This is a genomic window from Methanoculleus nereidis (genome assembly GCF_032944295.1).
In the GTDB taxonomy this organism is placed as follows: Archaea; Halobacteriota; Methanomicrobia; order Methanomicrobiales; family Methanoculleaceae; genus Methanoculleus; species Methanoculleus nereidis.
The window spans coordinates 34,295-49,127 of sequence record NZ_JABFFQ010000013.1 but is presented as its reverse complement, the minus strand read 5'-3'; the positions used below and the strand labels follow the sequence as shown (position 1 = coordinate 49,127).

The window sequence follows — 14,833 nt, the reverse complement described above, 5'->3', positions numbered from 1 at the left end:
GATCGCCCAGAGCGGCAAGGCTGGCATATTCGTGCCGAATCGCAAAATTGGTAAACGTGCTCATGAGAAAAACGTCGATCCGTGGCTATAAAGTACTTTGGATGAGGTGGGGTTTTTCGAAGTTCTCATCAGACTCTTTTTCTTCCAGAATCCGGATGACGTTCTGGGCCGTGAGTGCCGGAAGTTCAGATCAACCGTGCCCGTATCCACGCCTGGCCTGTAATAGAGCGGTTCTGATCATCGATACCCAACCGCTTCCTCAACATGGCAATCTATACCTTAAAGTACCTGCAACACCAAGGTTTCAGGGTTGAAGAACAGTAGACTCAGCAGAGGGAGGGGAGGAGAAGGTGCATCCCAACACCAGAGAATCTGATGCCAGAAAAGAGACCGTGAAGGCATCCCGGCGCTATTCGTCCGATGATTCAACCCATACGCCCCCGATATCCGGTACGTTCGAGCCGGCAGGCACGATCGAGTATGGCGGAATCCCTCCGTCTGACAATATCCCGGTAGCAGAGGGGCAGAAAAGCCTCACCACGGTTGAGCGCGAAGCCCTCGAGCTCGCAATACAGAAGCACAGCCGGGCGCTCGATCTCCTGGCCCGGCACTAATCATCTTTTTTCCGGCAGTTTCCCCGGATCCAGCACTCTACGTCCTCGAGACCGTGCCGATAGGTCGCAACCTCGCGGACATAGAGATCGATCACCTCTTCATCAGCAGTGATAGGGGAACCCGCTTCAAGCATCAGGATCATTTCTGCAGCAATGAGAGCCGTTCGCTTATTTCCCTGATAAAAGGGATGCCGGGCAGCAATGCTGTAGAGCATCCAGGCCGCTTTCCTGTATGCGTCATCAATGTGATTTGCTCTATCAACGAGAAAGTCAAGTGTCCCATGGTCACGGACGAGCCCTTCAGTCCTTTTGTCTTCCTCATGATCGCTCGCCTCGATGATTCGGATCTGGACTTCAATAATTTTCTCAACCGTGAAGTCTACCATGGGGTGTTCTTTTTTATGGTTACGCCCCGGGCCTCTTGTACCTGTTGATCTTGCGTTGATCGAGAAGATCATGACGATCGAGAAGGCCCATAACGAGTACTCCCGCAGGTGAGGAGGGCGGGTCTCGCCTGCTACAGGCATGAAGGCCGGGCTTTGACGGTGAGACGTACTTCCTTTCCCGGCAGGAACCTCTTCACCCGACCCGGGATCCCCTGCAGGTCATGCCGGCTCAGTGCCTGTTCACAACGGTATATTCCCGAATGATATATCCTATCCGTGCGGGCGCCACCTTGCCCGTCTTACTCACAGACGAACGGGTTTACGATTTCAAGTGCGCAGATCCCGGAAAAATCGCTCTCGTTCCGGGTGACGAGCGCGCACTCATGCGTGAGGGCAGTGGCGGCAATGACCGCATCGGGGAGTTTCATCCCGCACGTTCGGCGCAGGTGAACGGCACGGTCGGCAATCCTATCGGTCAGAGGATATACTTCCGCCGAGCGGATGAAGTCCCGGGCCAGCGCGTATCCCTCTGGGGTATGCTTCTTCCAGCCGAGAAACTCGATCTTCGTGATGATCGAGATCCGGAACGAAGAGGTGAGCATATCTTCTATCTCGCTCACTCTCCGGCGGAATGGCGTCTGCGAGGTACTAGATGAGGATGTTCGTATCGAGCAGGTACCGTTTCATGTCCGGTTCCACTCGTTCCGCAAGTTTCGGGCCTCGGTTTCCAGGTCGAGATCCCGGTCCCGGTATATGCCCCGGTATCTCGCGGGCTCGGCAACCCCGATCGGTTCATCTGCAGGCTTTTCGGCGGTCAGGCTCTCCCAGAGATCGATGGGCACGATAACGTCGGTCTTCCTCCCGTCTGCATCGCAAATGTACTGTACTCCCATGCCGCACACTCCAGATATGCGTATGTGGGAGTTCCAGGCAGATTATAGTTGCCCTGCCCCGGCGCCCCTCATCGAGAGGGGCCACGCTCCTGCTCCCTTCGTGACTGGCGGTTTGGGGCCGGAGAGATCGTTATCCTCGCGGAGGTGCGTCGATCAGGCAGGACGACGCTCTCTTTTCCGGATCGTCGACGACCCTATCCGCAGCCGCCCGACCCCGCGTTCGAATCGGCCGGAGCGGAATAAAGGTCAATACGGTTGAAGGCAGAAACGTTGACGCGAGCATCTCCATCGCCGGAACGGTTCGTTCCCCCGGGCAGTATGGAGATGTTCTCTCGCTTCAGCAGGAACGGTACGAGCCATGGAGATGCATAAGGAGATTCTTGCCACATTCCCCGGTCTCTCGGTTGCAGAAGGCGATGTCGGGCCGCTGTCGATTCAGGAGAAGAGTCCGGCCCTGAACGGCCTGAGAGACGAGGTCGTTCGCCAGGTAAGAGAACAGTATACGCTGGAGAGGATCAAGGATGAGCCCCTGTTCAGGGCATACAGGGACTTCTTCTGGCGGGTGGGCGTCGATCCGACCAAAACGCGGCCCGCCTCGGAGGCTCTTGTCCGAAGGATCCTGGCCGGGAAGATGCTCCCGGCGATCAACACCGCGGTGGATGCCTATAACCTGGCCTCAGTCCGGACAGGCATACCCATTGCGGCGTTCGACGCCGGTACCCTGGGCGGGGAGCTCGTTATGAGGTTTGCAGAAGAGGGCGAGGAGTTCCTCGGCATCGGGATGGCGGCACCCGTCATGCTCCATAAGAACCAGGTCATCCTGACGGATGAAGACGCGATCGTCGCCGTCTACCCGTACCGCGACTCGGATGCAACAAAGATCACCCTCGCCACAACGACGGTGCACATCGTGGCATGCGGCGTGCCGGGGATTGAGAGAGAGAAGGTGCATTCGGCATACGAACTGGCTGCCGCATACCTGCGGGAATACGCTTCAGGCAGCCGGTGATACGGGGTATACGCGGCCCTGCTCTCTTTGTACCTCCGGCTTGTTTTATTGCGAGTCATAAGATCGGAACACACGCCCCCCGGTCCGGCACCCACCCCGGAGAACCGGATCTCCGATCCCGGGTTCTGCAAAAGAAGTTGCCAGCCGTTGAGATCAGTCCTCCACGACGGAGCGATCGTATGCGTACCCGGCGTGGCCTGCATCTTCGCGATGCTACCCGGTGGAACGGATGCGGTCGACCTCGTCGAGGATGGACCGGATTTCCCGCTTGAGCACGGGGAGATCGTCCTGTATGGTCAGGAATATCGATTCGTAGTCCACACCGAAGTAGTGATGGATTATCTTATCCCGCATCCCTGGCCGGCCTCTCTCCAGGGAGCCTCCGGATAACTCTCGCGCAACTCCGGGGAGATCTTCTTTGCCGCCTCGCCGATAATGGTCAGCATGCGCTCGATCCCGGCGCGTTCCAGCCGGCGGTTCCGGAGGTCCTGCGCCGACGAAATTCCTTTGGAGAAATCCTCGATACTTATGATGGCATCAAGGATGTGGCGGAGATATGCGGGGTCCTCCGGCGTCATAGATCACCACGGCATCACGGTATATTGCATCGGCAAGGTAAGGGCTCACGGCGTTCTCGGTGACAAGATCCACGTCTCTCCCGAGAGCACGCCGGAGTTCGTCCTCGATTCGAACAAGCTGGAAGAGACTCTTTGTGCGGGCGAACCTGACCAGAATGTCGATATCACTTGCTGGGCCGGCATCTCCCCGGGCATAGGAGCCGAAGACCGCAATCCAGTCGGCACCGTTCCGGGTGAGTATACGAACGATTTCCTCACGGGACTTCTCCGTTAACCTGCGTTCAGCCATTTCGCTCGCCTCTCACCCATATGCTACTGTCAGTATTACCCCGCTCCGTCATCAGTCTTTTGAAAGGTGAAGCGAGTCCGGCCTGGTACAAACGCACCGGACAAAACTCCGGCATCAAAGGACTAACGGTCAAAATTACGGGCTACGGGCAGGATCCGGAGGTCTTCCTGTTCAGCACAGGCCGCGGCCACATCCCCCATCATAGTATACGTCAAATTCAACCAGCATTCAAAAGCACCTCAGGTTAACTGGCGTATTGAACGTCCGGGATGATAAATGCGACCTGGACAGGCGCCGCGAGAAAACCGCTGGTATGACAGGGTACACCGCCCGAACCCTTTATCACCCCTCGCTCCAACATCTACTCAAAGTTGAAAGTCGCCTATGCCTGATGATCTCATAGCAATCGTGGAAGAGTCCGAGGACGTGAACAGCGCTCTCATCTCCCGGGTGCGCCTGGAGATACTCTGGGCGCTCTCCGAGCTCGGCGAGGACGGGGCCACCGCACGGCAGCTCAAGGCCGGGCTGAACCTGAGCGACGGCGTGCTCTACGCAAACCTCAAGAAACTTGTCGAGATGGGATACCTCCGCTCCGAGAAGGTGACGCTCGAAGGGAAGGAACTGGAGCTCTACGCCATCACCCCGGAAGGACTCGCCGAGTGGCGGCGTGTCCGGAGCTGGCTCTGCAAACTCCTGGGCTGCGGGGGTGAGACCTGTGAACGATAGAAGCAAAGTCATTGCCTGCTTCCGGGAAGCGGGATTCCGAATGAATACGGATCTGTTCGAGCACCGGCTCATCGCCCAGAAGTTCGTCTACCTGCTGAAACTGAAGGGTGTCGAATTCGTGTATCCGTTCCGCCTCTATGTCCGGGGGCCCTACTCGCCGGACCTTGCACGAGAGTACTACCGGCATGCCGACGAGTTTTCCCGGTGTGAGACGGAGAGCATGCTCTCTCCCGCCGAGGCGGATGCCGTTGCCGGACTCACCGGCCTCTTCGATAAAAGCCCGTCCCTGCTTGAGATCGGAGCGACCTACGGGTACCTGGCCTACGAGATGCGCCAGCCGCCAGAGCAGGCATACCGGACAGTCCGGAGAATGAAGTCCTTCTACTCAAATGAGCAGATCGTCAAGGGCGTCAACCGGGCAAAGCAGTACCTCTTCGTCCCCACCGACGAAGAGAAGGCGGCGCTCGACGCCGAACTGCAGGAGTGGCAGCGGGCCGGTATCCGGTCGATGAGGCATTAAGATGCGCCGGAGCAGGGGCGATATCTGGTTCGTCGACCTCACCGACGCACGGGGACACGAGCAGAGCGGACTCCGGCCCGCCGTGGTGCTCGCTGTCTCTTACGGGGGGATGACAATCGTGGTCCCGCTCACGACGACTCCGGCGGCTTTTTCGTTCCCGCACACCCATGGCATCGAGAAAAGTTCGCAGAACGGGCTCTCCTCCAGCAGTGCGGCGCTGGTCTTCCAGATCGTTGCCCTCTCAGAAGACCGTTTCGTCAAAAAGATCGGGCGATGTTCGGCCGAAGATATGGAAGCGATAAGCGTTCTGTTGAAGGACCTGTTGGCGCTGGAATAACCGACAGACAAACTTGCTCCGGGAACGCTGAACAGCGTTCTCAAACAGGCAGGGCCGAAAGTAATGTATCGATTTCTTGTCATCGTCGAGCAGACCGACGGCAACTACTCGGCATACTCCCCGGACCTCGCCGCCGGTGCGTGGCGACCGGAGCGACCCGCGAGGAAGTGGAAGAGCGGATGCACGAAGCGATTGAGTTCCACATCGAAGGGCTCCGGGAGGATGGGCTCCCGATTCCCTCGTCAAGGTCTTCGGCAATTTACGTAGCGGTCGGTAGAGGGTGAGCCCCTTCGATCACCGCCCCTCCTTTTTCAGAATCCAGATGACGTTCTGCGCCGTGAGTGCTGGAAGTTCAGGCATGGGTTTCGACGGTGAGGGTGTATTCCAGGAGCCCTTCTTCGGTGGGAATCTCCTCACCCTTTTCCAGAAGATGCTCAATATAGAGTTCGATAGCCTCCCGTACCATCGCTATCGCCTCGTCGACGGTCTCCCCGAATGTGACGCGAGCACGGGCGAGTGCCGGCACGGCGACGGTATACCCGCCTTCCAGCTCTCTTCGGAGGAGGATACGATAGTGCAAGCCTCTCGCTTCATGCTTGCCGGCAGGGCTCACGGAGTGTCTCCTCCGGAACCGTGTTTCGCTGCCGCAGCCCGACCCTTCTCAGTCAGGCGGTACTTCTGATGCTGACTGCCGGGTTTCTCAGGGATGGTGTACTCGAGCATCTGATCGGCCAGTAGTTGACGGACGACCTTATTCAATTGGCCGGAGATCTCTTTCTGCCCGAGCCCCCTTGATAATTCTGCTTTAGATCTGGGGGCGACACTCAAGAGCACCAGAACTCTCGCTTCAAGCGACTCTGGCTGTGGTGCCTGGCCGGGAGCCAGAGTCCGGCGAACGATCGTCCGGAACCCATACACTCCCGGCAAACTCCGGCTCCGGCAGCCCTGCTTCGGAGCAGTGCCGGATCATGTCCCGCGTTCCCGTGCCCATACACCCATCCGGGCTCAGATATTGTGGAAGTGTGTTGCGGAGGGAATGTGGTCACGGTTGAGATCGATGGGGTGGTTTCCCCGGGGCGCCGCACTCCTGATTACATATCGGTTACATATCCGGCAAAGCGATATACGAGGAGATAGGACGATGCAGTGCTCGATCCAGAGTTTTTCGAGGAAGGGAGGCCCTGCTCCGTGAACCGTGATGTACATACCAGGATCGTTGTGGATTACATGCCCGTTACATACCAAAAATTAACGATCATCGATGCATTTCCAGAAATCCCCATAAAAATGGATTTTTCGGATCGGGGGCAGAACGATCCGTACATGTGGATTACATACCCTAAGCCCAGTACGGGACATACCTCCTGGATCTATTGGATCGAGTTTCCGGGTCCTGCAGTCGAATCAGACCTGCCTCCATTGTATCACTGATAATACGGGATGCAATAGGGTAATTCTGATCGTCGATGCCCAACCGCTTTCTTAGTGTAGCATTCGTCATGAACTCCCTGCAGACATATAGGAGACATGCATGCTGGTAACAGGCCCTGATTTTATCCTCCCGCCCCATCTCGCTATAACTTCGATGCGCAAAGAGCGTGACGCGTGTGAAATCCTCGTCTTCCTGAAAGTCCGGCGCAGGCAATTGGTACATTTCAATACACTCGATGGCGCGATCAATTCCACTTCCCCGCTCCTCGCAGATGTTCATCCTGCGCATCATCGAGGCGAGTGTCTCATTCCGTGACCGGGGAGGATGGTCAATGAACCGGTCGGGCTCGATCAGGGGTTTCCCGGGATTTGAGATCTCCATCCGGGCATCAAAGATCTCAATCATGGGGCCGGTCCCGGATATGGAGAAATCCTGATGGATGAGGGCATTCGCGGCGAATTCACGGATTGCAACCTTTGGGTACATCCTCTCCTCAACCCGCAATGCACCCGCAATGACCTCGTTGGAAGGCAGTTGGTCGCAGATCCAGTCGATTGTGGACTCAAACGTGATGGCGTATCCCCCGCGAGGACTATGCTCTTTCTTCGCACGTGTCCGGCCTTTGCCGTCGTATATAATGATGCGCAGCGCTTTCCTGCGGAGAGACGGGAAGTTGCCGAGGTCACGTGCAAAGAGAAGTGCACCCAGGTTAGTGATGTTAAATCCTGCCTCATCTCTGGAAATTGCTTGTTCTTCTTCAAGCCTCTTCAAAATACCTGACTTGCTTTCTGGAAGCGGCATTTCAAGAAGGTGAAAAATCGCCGGGTAATCAAGAAGATCGAGCACTTCATCGCCTGTTAATCCCGTAGATGCATACCCTTCTTCGAATCTGACGGGGTGCGTAAGTGCCCACAGCTTACGCTCCAGTTCAGGGTGATCGGAGAGTTTCTTTTTATATGAGCTTACCCGGATGTACTCAGTCCCATCAAATCTGACGGGACGTTCGTATGCGGCATCGATTTGAACAATGACAACAGGTTTCCCTTCGCACGTGGTCTCATGAAATGAAAAATCGACACGGGGATCGAGTAACCGTTTCAACCACGGTTCGAGGTCTTCGTTCCCCCGACCTTTCTCTGTCTGTGGAGTGAATGTCGTGCCGATAATCTCATGAGTAACGTCGTCAATTCCAAAGACCAGGTACCCGTGCTTCACCTGATGATGAAGTGCCGAGTTACTCAAAGCGGAGATGTATTCTCCTACCATATGTGGTTCGGAGTTGTTTACTTTGAAGTCAAACCACTCCTTCTCTTTAGGATAGCGGCGCAGTTCATCTATGAGGTCGCATAAACTTCCGCGCTCGTTCATTTTATGTCCCTCTTCAAAGTCATTCTCCCACTCCGCACGACCCTCTTTATTTCAGGGTATGCAGGTACAGATCTCTCACATCCGGACAGTAAGATCAAGCTATTCCGGGCGATCCGCTCCTCTGTTGTCACGTTTACATTGGTTGTCTTCCCAATGATATACGTTCACCGCACCGGGCGGTGCTCGAACTCCTGCCGCTCGCGGTGCTCGCGCCAGTCGTTCCTCCCACACCCCCGCCTGCGCCTCCCGCGACTGATAAACAGCCTTCTTCTCCCCGCAGACCTCGCACCGGCCGATCTCCACCTTCACCCGCGCAAACGTCCGGTGGACCGGAAAATCAGAGATTTTCCTCACTGTGCCCCAGCACCCCCGGGAGCGGTCGCGCCCTTGAAGGCCGCTTTGCCGATACAAAATAGTCGTAGCAGGGGTAGAGCCCCCGCCCCGCCGCATCGACGACACCGGCTGGCGACCGTAGGCGTGGCAAGGCTCGTCCTCTGCCGCCGGGTGCGAGCGGGTGCGAACGGCGGGGTTGACCGGGACGATCGTTTGCACCTTTGCACCCGTTTGCACCCAATTTTGCACCTCCAAAAACCTTCGGATGCAGCCGGTTCCAAAATCTGGCCGATAATCTTCGAGATATCCAGCACGTTTGCACCACTGCGGGTTTCACAGACACGAAAAGCCGACTCACCTGCCCCTGCAGGCATGCTCTCCGTTCCCGGTAACTGGTGCAAAGTACTATTCTGATCTGTACATATCTTTGTACATATATCTCCAATATCAGAATTCTCCCTGCTATGGCGGTTTTCTTCGTTTGCACTTTTCCCGAAATTCTGGTGCAAACCAGGTGCAAAAGTGCAAACGTCCGGACCGTCGTCCCCATCGTCGGGTTCGTCCTCCGGGATCCGTATTTGAACCCGCATTTGAACTCTTCCGGGCAGGCGGGGTGACTGCCCGAACACGTCGGTCAGTATTATCATCACAAAAGGAGATGCTATTCTATCGGTGAGATCATGAGGACGTTCACGGCCGTGCTCTACAGGGAAGAGGATATGTACGTCGCGGAGTGCCCGGAGGTCGGCACCGTCAGCCAGGGCAGGACGGTTGAAGAGGCGGTGGCCAACCTCAAAGATGCTACGGAACTGTACTTAGAAGAATTCCCGCTGGAAGACGGGAGGCGGCCGATCATCACGACGTTCGAGGTGGCCGAGGGTGCCCGGGCTTAAACCCACCTCCGGCGAGACCGTGATTAAGATACTCTCGAAACAGTATGGATTCGTCATAAGCGGGCAGTCCGGGAGCCATGTTCGCCTTTCAAAGGAGACACCAAACGGGAAAGTGCGACTGTCTGAAAGACAGGAGCTTGAGCACCGCAAGGTGTGAGGTGGGGACGGTCGTCCCGCTGCACAACGAGCTGAAGATCGGTACACTTCGCAGCGTCCTGAAGCTGGCGAAGATCGATCCTGAGGATTTTGCCCGGTATCTTTGAGAGGGGCCTTCTCGGCTGGCCGCAGGCATTCCGCGTCGCTATTCAATCAGAGGCCACGGGTTCAAACCCCCCCGGCCTCGGGAGTTGAATCCTTCAGATTGGTGCTAAAACCCCCATCTATCAGACAGTCGCCCTCCCCCACAATCCCAAAAACCAACACCCTCACCTCCTCCCCACACGCCACCCGCCGGAATGAGGCGAGCGGGACGATCCAGGCCCCCGCCCGGACCCGGATCGCCACCGCTCTCCCAGCAGGATCCACCGCCGCATGCCTCTCGATCGTCAACCCGGTCGCACCATCGCACCGCTCCCGCACGACCGGCGCGATGGTCCTTCAGGACCGGAGCGGGAGAAAACCAAAGGTTTTCGACTCCGGGCCGGCCGGCAAAGATCAGGCTCTTCACATCCCCGGCCTCGATCCGGTAGCGTTCCCCCTCCACACAGAGAAGGAGCCCGCCCGCCGCCGTGCAGGAGAGGGAGCCTCTGATAGGAACGATGTTCCGGAGAACGACTGCCCGAAGGGTGCGATGGCCTGAAGGGCCGGAGCTCGAGAAACCCGAAGGGTTTCGAGCAGGAGTTCGAGCACCGCAAGGTGCGAGAGAAGAGGATCTCGACGATCGGCGCCAGTGCCGGCGGGGTGGTGGCGGTGCTGGTGAGGGTGCTTGGGGGTGGGTGAGCCTCCTCCGGGTCTGATCTCCCCCGGATTCAAAAAAGGTCAATACTGTTGAAGGCAGAAAGAAACGTTGACGCGAGCATCTCCATCGTTGGAATGGTTCGTTCCTTAAGGCTGGAGATGCTCAATCAATCCAGCAGGAACGGTACGAGCCATGGAGATGCATAAGGAGATTCTTGCCACATTCCCCGGTCTCTCGGTTGCAGAAGGCGATGTCGGGCCGCTGTCGATTCAGGAGAAGAGTCCGGCCCTGAACGGCCTGAGAGACGAGGTCGTTCGCCAGGTAAGAGAACAGTATACGCTGGAGAGGATCAAGGATGAGCCCCTGTTCAGGGCGTACCGGGACTTCTTCTGGAGGGTGGGCGTCGATCCGACCAAAACACGGCCTGCCTCGGAGGCTCTTGTCCGAAGGATCCTGGCCGGGAAGATGCTCCCGGCGATCAACACCGCGGTGGATGCCTATAACCTGGCCTCAGTCCGGACAGGCATACCCATTGCCGCGTTCGATGCCGATACCCTGGGCGGGGATCTCTCCATGCGGTTTGCAGAAGAGGGTGAAGCGTTCCTCGGCATCGGGATGGCGGCACCCGTCATGCTCCATAAGAACCAGGTCATCCTGACGGATGAGGATGCGGTCGTCGCCGTCTACCCGTACCGCGACTCGGATGCAACAAAGATCACCCTCGCCACAACGACGGTTCACATCGTGGCATGCGGCGTGCCGGGGATTGAGCGGGAGAAGGTCTATTCGGCATACGAACTGGCCGTCGCATACCTGCGGGAATACGCTTCCGGCATCCGGTGATGAGGAATGGAAGCGGGCCTGCGCACTCTCTTTCCCGGCTGTTGTATTGCGAGTTATCAATCCGTCTCCTGTACAGCTCCGTTGAAGCGTGCATCGGATCGACCGGTTGCCGAAACAGGCATATAGTTCTCCGGATATGGACGACCATGAAGATCATACTGACCAAGGTGTTTGTCGATGACCCGGAGAGGGCTCTGAAATTCTACACCGAAACACTGGGCTTTGTGAAGAAGAACGACGTCTCTGCCGAAGGCTACCGGTGGCTTACCGTCGTCTCCCCGGACGACCGGAACGGAACCGAGCTGCTGCTTGAACTGAACGACAATCCGGTGGTTCAGGCATACCAGGAAGGGATCGCTGAACAGGGCATCCCCGCCGCCTCCTTTGGTGTCGAAGACGTCCGTGCGGAGTATGAGAGGCTGAAAGCGCAGGGCGTGGAGTTCATGGTGGAGCCGACCGATCTTCTCGACCAGGTGACCATAGCGGTCTTCGACGACACCTGCGGCAACCTCATCCAGATCCAGACACTGCAAAAGTGAACTATTCTACTGGAGGCGGCCCGCTCCTGAACCGGCGGGATCTCTAATTGTTACCCGCACCATGAGCCGCCCCCCCCCGGATCTCCTTAACATAACAAAATTGTTATATAACACATCTGTTATACATCACACTCATTGGGTGCAGCATGTTGCCTGTAGGAAGTCCCTCACCGGGTAGCACCGCCGCCTGCCGCCACTCCCCCGGGGCGCTGGATGACGAGACGCTCCGCTACCTCCTCGTCGGCCGGGAGAACCTCCTTGGGGAGATGCTGGAAGAACTGGACCAGGCATCCCGGAGCGGAACGCCGCGGTTCTTCCTCCTGACCGGCTCCCACGGCGCGGGGAAATCCCACCTGCTGAGCCTGCTCTACCATCGGGTGCAGGGCGAGCTCTCGGAGCGGGTTATCCCCGTGAGACTCGCGGAGGAGGAGTACTCGATATTCAGGGCGTCCGACTTCTTCCTCCGGGTGCTCGAGGAGATGGGAATCGATACTTCAACGATCGCCGCACTCGACGACGACCCCCTGGTCCGCGACGTTGCGGTCGATACCCTCACCGAAGCGGCCGCTGGAAGACAGATCGCGATATTCGCCGACAACGTCCACGAACTCTTCACTCAGATGGACAGTAGCGAGACCCAGGCGCTACGGTCGATATTCCAGCGGACGGATCTCTTCTCGGTGGTCGCGTCGGCACCGTCGCTCTTCCCCGGGGTTGCGGACCACGACGAGCCGTTCTACAACTTCTTCCGGGTCTTTCACCTCCGGGAACTCGAACACGCCGAAGCGAAGGAACTCATGCAGAGGGTCGCACGGCTGGACGGCAACACCGCGTTCATCGAGAACTTCCCCGATTACGAGCCCGGCATCGAGGGGCTGCTGCACCTCGCCGGCGGCAGTCCGCGGCTGGCCGTCCAGGCGTACGAGGCCGTCTCCCGATGCGGAACCAGGGATATGGGGGTCGTCTTCTTCAGGATGATGGACGAGCAGACGCCCTACTACCGGGAGGTGTTCGGGAGACTCCCCGGGCAGCGGAGGCTCATCTTCGATACCATCCTCAGCGCGGATACCCCCCTTACGCCGAAGGATATCGCGGAGCGTGCCCGGCTGAACCCGGCGACGGTGACCGCGCAGCTCCGGAGGCTGGAGGCGGACGGCTACGTCGTCTCCCGCCCGATGAGGAAGAGGACGTCGTACGAGGTCCGGGATCGCCTCTTCTGGCTCTGGCGGGCGATGCGCAGACCGGCCGGCCGGGACCGCGTGAGTGCTCTCATCGAGTTCCTGGAGGCCTGGCACGAACGGGGGGCTTCGCATGCCGCCGGGACGCGGGCGCAAATGGCGCGGCTCTCGCTCGATCGCGCTCGGGAGGAACTCCTGGACGGAAACGAGGCGAACGGCCTCTCCCTGATAGGTGAGGCATACGTGCACGCGGAAGACCTGGACCCGGGCACGGTGCGGCGGATCACGGCGGGTTTCCTGAAAGGGATCGTCGGTGAGGGGCGGGTCGGCGTGATCAAAAGCGCCGTTCGCGGGATCGTCGCGTCCGGGGGCGCCGGGTTTGAGGGGTTCTTAAAGCCGGTCGCGGACGCCGTGGCAATCGTCGAGGCGAACAACACACGGCTGTATTACACGAGACTGCAGCCGGAAGAGCGGGCGGTCGTCGCCGGGATTGTACGGGTGATCACGGGATCGGAGGAGCTGGCTCCGGGGCTCTAGGTTCCAGTTGACGTGAGAACGTTTGGGAGGCGGACAGGGTCGACACAGTGTCCCGGCATGCCTTCGAGAGAGGACCCCGGGGATCGCATTTTGTTTGATTATAACCCAACAAAAACAAACATTTATGCTGGAGTATATTCCAACAAACCATATGCCCTCGCCCCTCGCCCTCCTCACCGCCCTCAATCCCTGGTGGAGCGGCAGACCCTTCGATGCGGGTATACTGCGGGAGAAGTACTTCACGAAGATACAGAAGTATCTTGGAACCGGAGAGATCGTTGTCCTTACGGGGGTGCGGCGTTCAGGCAAGACAACGCTCCTCTTCCAGGTCATCGACGATCTTATCCGCAACCGCGGGGTCGATCCGCGGTCGATACTCTTCGTGAACTGCGATGAGCCGGAGATTGCCCGGCTCGAGAATCCGCTTGAGACGCTGCTTGAGACCTACCGCAGGGACGTATACGGTGGTGATAAGGCCTACCTCATCCTTGACGAGATCCAGACCGTCGAGGGCTGGGAGCGGTGGGTAAAGTCGCTTTACGACCGGAAGCAGTTCAGCCTCATCATATCCGGCTCGACGTCATACCTCCTCGACTCAAACCTCTCGATGCTCATCGCCGGGCGGTATCTTCCGGTTCACATCTACCCGCTCGACTTCGCGGAGTACGTGGTCTTCTCGGGCGAGGACCTGCCGCACGACCCTGTCACGCTCGCGGCGGCGAGGTACCGGCTCCTGCACCTGCTCGGCGAGTATCTCAGGGAAGGGGGTTTTCCGCAGGTCGTCCTTTCGGATGACGAGACGATCCGGCGGGACCAACTGAAGGCATACTACGACAGCATCGTCTATCGCGACATCGTGCGGGTCAACGAGGTGCGGAACCAGAAGGCGCTCGCTGATCTGCTCGTATACTGCATGACGAACGTAACCTCACCCTACTCCTACCGGAACCTCCGGGAGGTGCTCGGCATCGACTTCGAGACGATCAAGGAGTACCTCTACTACGCACAGAGGGCGAAGATCCTCTTTGAAGTCCAGTACTTCAGTTACTCGCTGAAAACACAGAGCCGGAACAATAAAAAGATCTACTGCATCGACAACGGTCTCCGGAATGCCGTATCGTTCCGGTTCTCGGAGGACGAGGGAAGACTTGCGGAGAACCTCGTCTTCATCGAGCTCAAGAAGCAGGGTCGTGAGGTCTACTACTGGAAGAAGCAGGGCGAGGTTGATTTCGTGGTTAAAAACCCCGACCGGTCGCTCTCGGCCATCAACGTCTCGTATACGGATGCTCTCTCCACCCGGGAGGAAAAAGCGCTGCTTGAATTTGCAGACCTCCACGGCTCCGGGGTGCGGGAGTGCATCCTTCTCACGAAAGATACGGAGAAGAGAGAGGGAGCCGTCCGGTATATCCCGCTCTGGAAGTGGCTGCTCGGCGCCGGCTGAGGTCGGTCGTGCCTCTCTC

At 58.1% G+C, this 14,833-nt stretch carries 23 protein-coding genes; 14 read left to right on the top strand and 9 right to left on the bottom strand.

The features are described from left to right. Positions 1-350 precede the first annotated feature (350 nt). Positions 351-614 (top strand): hypothetical protein, encoded by a 264-nt coding sequence (locus HL657_RS12545; protein ID WP_317297151.1) that lies wholly within the window; start codon positions 351-353, stop codon positions 612-614. On the opposite strand, the gene HL657_RS12540 is transcribed toward HL657_RS12545, so the two are convergent. The 3 genes from HL657_RS12540 to HL657_RS12530 form a co-directional block, all read right to left on the bottom strand. Further along, the gene (locus HL657_RS12540; protein ID WP_317297150.1) at positions 611-1,000 is read right to left on the bottom strand and encodes a type II toxin-antitoxin system death-on-curing family toxin; all 390 of its coding nucleotides are present in this window, start codon (positions 998-1,000) and stop codon (positions 611-613) included. The two genes, HL657_RS12545 and HL657_RS12540, sit on opposite strands and share 4 nt — an antisense overlap. Positions 1,001-1,299: 299 nt before the next feature. Continuing rightward, complete coding sequence (locus tag HL657_RS12535) at positions 1,300-1,620, bottom strand: type II toxin-antitoxin system VapC family toxin (protein ID WP_317297149.1); 321 nt, start codon at positions 1,618-1,620, stop codon at positions 1,300-1,302. Positions 1,621-1,683: 63 nt separating this feature from the next. Then, positions 1,684-1,893, bottom strand: a complete 210-nt coding sequence (locus HL657_RS12530; protein WP_011843958.1) for a hypothetical protein — start codon at positions 1,891-1,893, stop codon at positions 1,684-1,686. Positions 1,894-2,251: 358 nt separating this feature from the next. Here HL657_RS12530 and HL657_RS12525 point away from each other — a divergent pair, with 358 nt between their 5' ends. Beyond that, complete coding sequence (locus HL657_RS12525) at positions 2,252-2,902, top strand: B3/B4 domain-containing protein (protein WP_317297148.1); 651 nt, start codon at positions 2,252-2,254, stop codon at positions 2,900-2,902. Positions 2,903-3,115: 213 nt separating this feature from the next. On the opposite strand, the gene HL657_RS12520 is transcribed toward HL657_RS12525, so the two are convergent. The 3 genes from HL657_RS12520 to mntA are packed head-to-tail and all read right to left on the bottom strand — an operon-like array spanning position 3,116 to position 3,769. Next, the gene (locus HL657_RS12520; protein WP_317297147.1) at positions 3,116-3,256 is read right to left on the bottom strand and encodes a HepT-like ribonuclease domain-containing protein; all 141 of its coding nucleotides are present in this window, start codon (positions 3,254-3,256) and stop codon (positions 3,116-3,118) included. Beyond that, positions 3,241-3,480, bottom strand: coding sequence for a HepT-like ribonuclease domain-containing protein (locus tag HL657_RS12515; RefSeq protein ID WP_317297146.1), 240 nt, complete (start codon positions 3,478-3,480; stop codon positions 3,241-3,243). Before HL657_RS12515 ends, HL657_RS12520 begins: the two co-directional genes overlap by 16 nt. Beyond that, entirely contained in the window at positions 3,440-3,769 is a 330-nt protein-coding gene (mntA, locus tag HL657_RS12510; RefSeq protein ID WP_317297145.1) for a type VII toxin-antitoxin system MntA family adenylyltransferase antitoxin, read from the bottom strand. The genes HL657_RS12515 and mntA overlap by 41 nt, the downstream gene beginning before the upstream one ends. 384 nt (positions 3,770-4,153) lie before the next feature. Here mntA and HL657_RS12505 point away from each other — a divergent pair, with 384 nt between their 5' ends. From HL657_RS12505 to HL657_RS12490, 4 genes are all read left to right on the top strand, one after another. Then, on the top strand, positions 4,154-4,495 hold the full coding sequence (locus HL657_RS12505) for a transcriptional regulator (protein ID WP_317297144.1): 342 nt from the start codon (positions 4,154-4,156) through the stop codon (positions 4,493-4,495). Positions 4,496-4,535: 40 nt separating this feature from the next. After that, complete coding sequence (locus tag HL657_RS12500; RefSeq protein ID WP_317297143.1) at positions 4,536-5,015, top strand: hypothetical protein; 480 nt, start codon at positions 4,536-4,538, stop codon at positions 5,013-5,015. Position 5,016: 1 nt separating this feature from the next. Continuing rightward, positions 5,017-5,352, top strand: coding sequence for a type II toxin-antitoxin system PemK/MazF family toxin (locus HL657_RS12495; RefSeq protein ID WP_317297142.1), 336 nt, complete (start codon positions 5,017-5,019; stop codon positions 5,350-5,352). A 63-nt stretch (positions 5,353-5,415) separates the two neighbouring features. After that, positions 5,416-5,619 (top strand): hypothetical protein, encoded by a 204-nt coding sequence (locus HL657_RS12490; RefSeq protein WP_317297141.1) that lies wholly within the window; start codon positions 5,416-5,418, stop codon positions 5,617-5,619. 85 nt (positions 5,620-5,704) lie between these two features. Here the strand turns inward: HL657_RS12490 and HL657_RS12485 are convergent, their stop codons facing one another. The 3 genes from HL657_RS12485 to HL657_RS12480 form a co-directional block, all read right to left on the bottom strand. Next, positions 5,705-5,965, bottom strand: a complete 261-nt coding sequence (locus HL657_RS12485) for a type II toxin-antitoxin system HicB family antitoxin (RefSeq protein WP_317297140.1) — start codon at positions 5,963-5,965, stop codon at positions 5,705-5,707. After that, complete coding sequence (locus HL657_RS13485) at positions 5,962-6,186, bottom strand: Fic family protein (RefSeq protein WP_394804666.1); 225 nt, start codon at positions 6,184-6,186, stop codon at positions 5,962-5,964. The genes HL657_RS12485 and HL657_RS13485 overlap by 4 nt, the downstream gene beginning before the upstream one ends. Positions 6,187-6,691: 505 nt before the next feature. Continuing rightward, the gene (locus HL657_RS12480) at positions 6,692-8,152 is read right to left on the bottom strand and encodes an ATP-binding protein (RefSeq protein WP_317297139.1); all 1,461 of its coding nucleotides are present in this window, start codon (positions 8,150-8,152) and stop codon (positions 6,692-6,694) included. Between the two features lie 1,013 nt (positions 8,153-9,165). Here HL657_RS12480 and HL657_RS12475 point away from each other — a divergent pair. From HL657_RS12475 to HL657_RS12445, 8 genes are all read left to right on the top strand, one after another. Next, a complete protein-coding gene (locus HL657_RS12475; RefSeq protein ID WP_317297138.1) occupies positions 9,166-9,378 on the top strand; it encodes a type II toxin-antitoxin system HicB family antitoxin in 213 nt (70 codons plus the stop codon). Next, positions 9,365-9,535 carry a type II toxin-antitoxin system HicA family toxin gene (locus HL657_RS13480; protein ID WP_394804664.1) on the top strand — a complete coding sequence of 57 codons (171 nt, stop codon included), beginning with the start codon at positions 9,365-9,367 and terminating at the stop codon, positions 9,533-9,535. The genes HL657_RS12475 and HL657_RS13480 overlap by 14 nt, the downstream gene beginning before the upstream one ends. Next, the gene (locus tag HL657_RS12470) at positions 9,516-9,641 is read left to right on the top strand and encodes a type II toxin-antitoxin system HicA family toxin (protein WP_317297137.1); all 126 of its coding nucleotides are present in this window, start codon (positions 9,516-9,518) and stop codon (positions 9,639-9,641) included. The genes HL657_RS13480 and HL657_RS12470 overlap by 20 nt, the downstream gene beginning before the upstream one ends. A gap of 98 nt (positions 9,642-9,739) precedes the next feature. Next, a complete protein-coding gene (locus HL657_RS12465) occupies positions 9,740-10,177 on the top strand; it encodes a hypothetical protein (RefSeq protein WP_317297136.1) in 438 nt (145 codons plus the stop codon). 291 nt (positions 10,178-10,468) lie between these two features. Then, positions 10,469-11,119: a B3/B4 domain-containing protein gene (locus tag HL657_RS12460; protein WP_317297135.1), complete on the top strand. Its 651-nt coding sequence runs from the start codon at positions 10,469-10,471 to the stop codon at positions 11,117-11,119. A gap of 146 nt (positions 11,120-11,265) precedes the next feature. Further along, entirely contained in the window at positions 11,266-11,658 is a 393-nt protein-coding gene (locus HL657_RS12455) for a VOC family protein (RefSeq protein WP_317297134.1), read from the top strand. Between the two features lie 146 nt (positions 11,659-11,804). Next, positions 11,805-13,373: an AAA family ATPase gene (locus HL657_RS12450; RefSeq protein ID WP_317297133.1), complete on the top strand. Its 1,569-nt coding sequence runs from the start codon at positions 11,805-11,807 to the stop codon at positions 13,371-13,373. Positions 13,374-13,524: 151 nt separating this feature from the next. Then, entirely contained in the window at positions 13,525-14,814 is a 1,290-nt protein-coding gene (locus tag HL657_RS12445) for an ATP-binding protein (RefSeq protein ID WP_048114571.1), read from the top strand. The last annotated feature ends 19 nt before the right edge of the window (positions 14,815-14,833 follow it).

What these genes read in the sequence shown, in the direction of transcription:
- HL657_RS12455 (WP_317297134.1), top strand. Translation starts at nt 11,266, where the DNA reads ATGAAGATCATACTGACCAAGGTGTTTGTCGATGACCCGGAGAGGGCT.
- HL657_RS12525 (WP_317297148.1), top strand. Translation starts at nt 2,252, where the DNA reads ATGGAGATGCATAAGGAGATTCTTGCCACATTCCCCGGTCTCTCGGTT.
- HL657_RS12495 (WP_317297142.1), top strand. Translation starts at nt 5,017, where the DNA reads ATGCGCCGGAGCAGGGGCGATATCTGGTTCGTCGACCTCACCGACGCA.
- mntA (WP_317297145.1), bottom strand. Translation starts at nt 3,769, where the DNA reads ATGGCTGAACGCAGGTTAACGGAGAAGTCCCGTGAGGAAATCGTTCGT.
- HL657_RS12480 (WP_317297139.1), bottom strand. Translation starts at nt 8,152, where the DNA reads ATGAACGAGCGCGGAAGTTTATGCGACCTCATAGATGAACTGCGCCGC.
- HL657_RS12500 (WP_317297143.1), top strand. Translation starts at nt 4,536, where the DNA reads ATGAATACGGATCTGTTCGAGCACCGGCTCATCGCCCAGAAGTTCGTC.
- HL657_RS12515 (WP_317297146.1), bottom strand. Translation starts at nt 3,480, where the DNA reads ATGACGCCGGAGGACCCCGCATATCTCCGCCACATCCTTGATGCCATC.
- HL657_RS12445 (WP_048114571.1), top strand. Translation starts at nt 13,525, where the DNA reads ATGCCCTCGCCCCTCGCCCTCCTCACCGCCCTCAATCCCTGGTGGAGC.
- HL657_RS12540 (WP_317297150.1), bottom strand. Translation starts at nt 1,000, where the DNA reads ATGGTAGACTTCACGGTTGAGAAAATTATTGAAGTCCAGATCCGAATC.
- HL657_RS12530 (WP_011843958.1), bottom strand. Translation starts at nt 1,893, where the DNA reads ATGGGAGTACAGTACATTTGCGATGCAGACGGGAGGAAGACCGACGTT.
- HL657_RS12490 (WP_317297141.1), top strand. Translation starts at nt 5,416, where the DNA reads ATGTATCGATTTCTTGTCATCGTCGAGCAGACCGACGGCAACTACTCG.
- HL657_RS12520 (WP_317297147.1), bottom strand. Translation starts at nt 3,256, where the DNA reads ATGCGGGATAAGATAATCCATCACTACTTCGGTGTGGACTACGAATCG.
- HL657_RS12460 (WP_317297135.1), top strand. Translation starts at nt 10,469, where the DNA reads ATGGAGATGCATAAGGAGATTCTTGCCACATTCCCCGGTCTCTCGGTT.
- HL657_RS12450 (WP_317297133.1), top strand. Translation starts at nt 11,805, where the DNA reads ATGTTGCCTGTAGGAAGTCCCTCACCGGGTAGCACCGCCGCCTGCCGC.
- HL657_RS12505 (WP_317297144.1), top strand. Translation starts at nt 4,154, where the DNA reads ATGCCTGATGATCTCATAGCAATCGTGGAAGAGTCCGAGGACGTGAAC.
- HL657_RS12475 (WP_317297138.1), top strand. Translation starts at nt 9,166, where the DNA reads ATGAGGACGTTCACGGCCGTGCTCTACAGGGAAGAGGATATGTACGTC.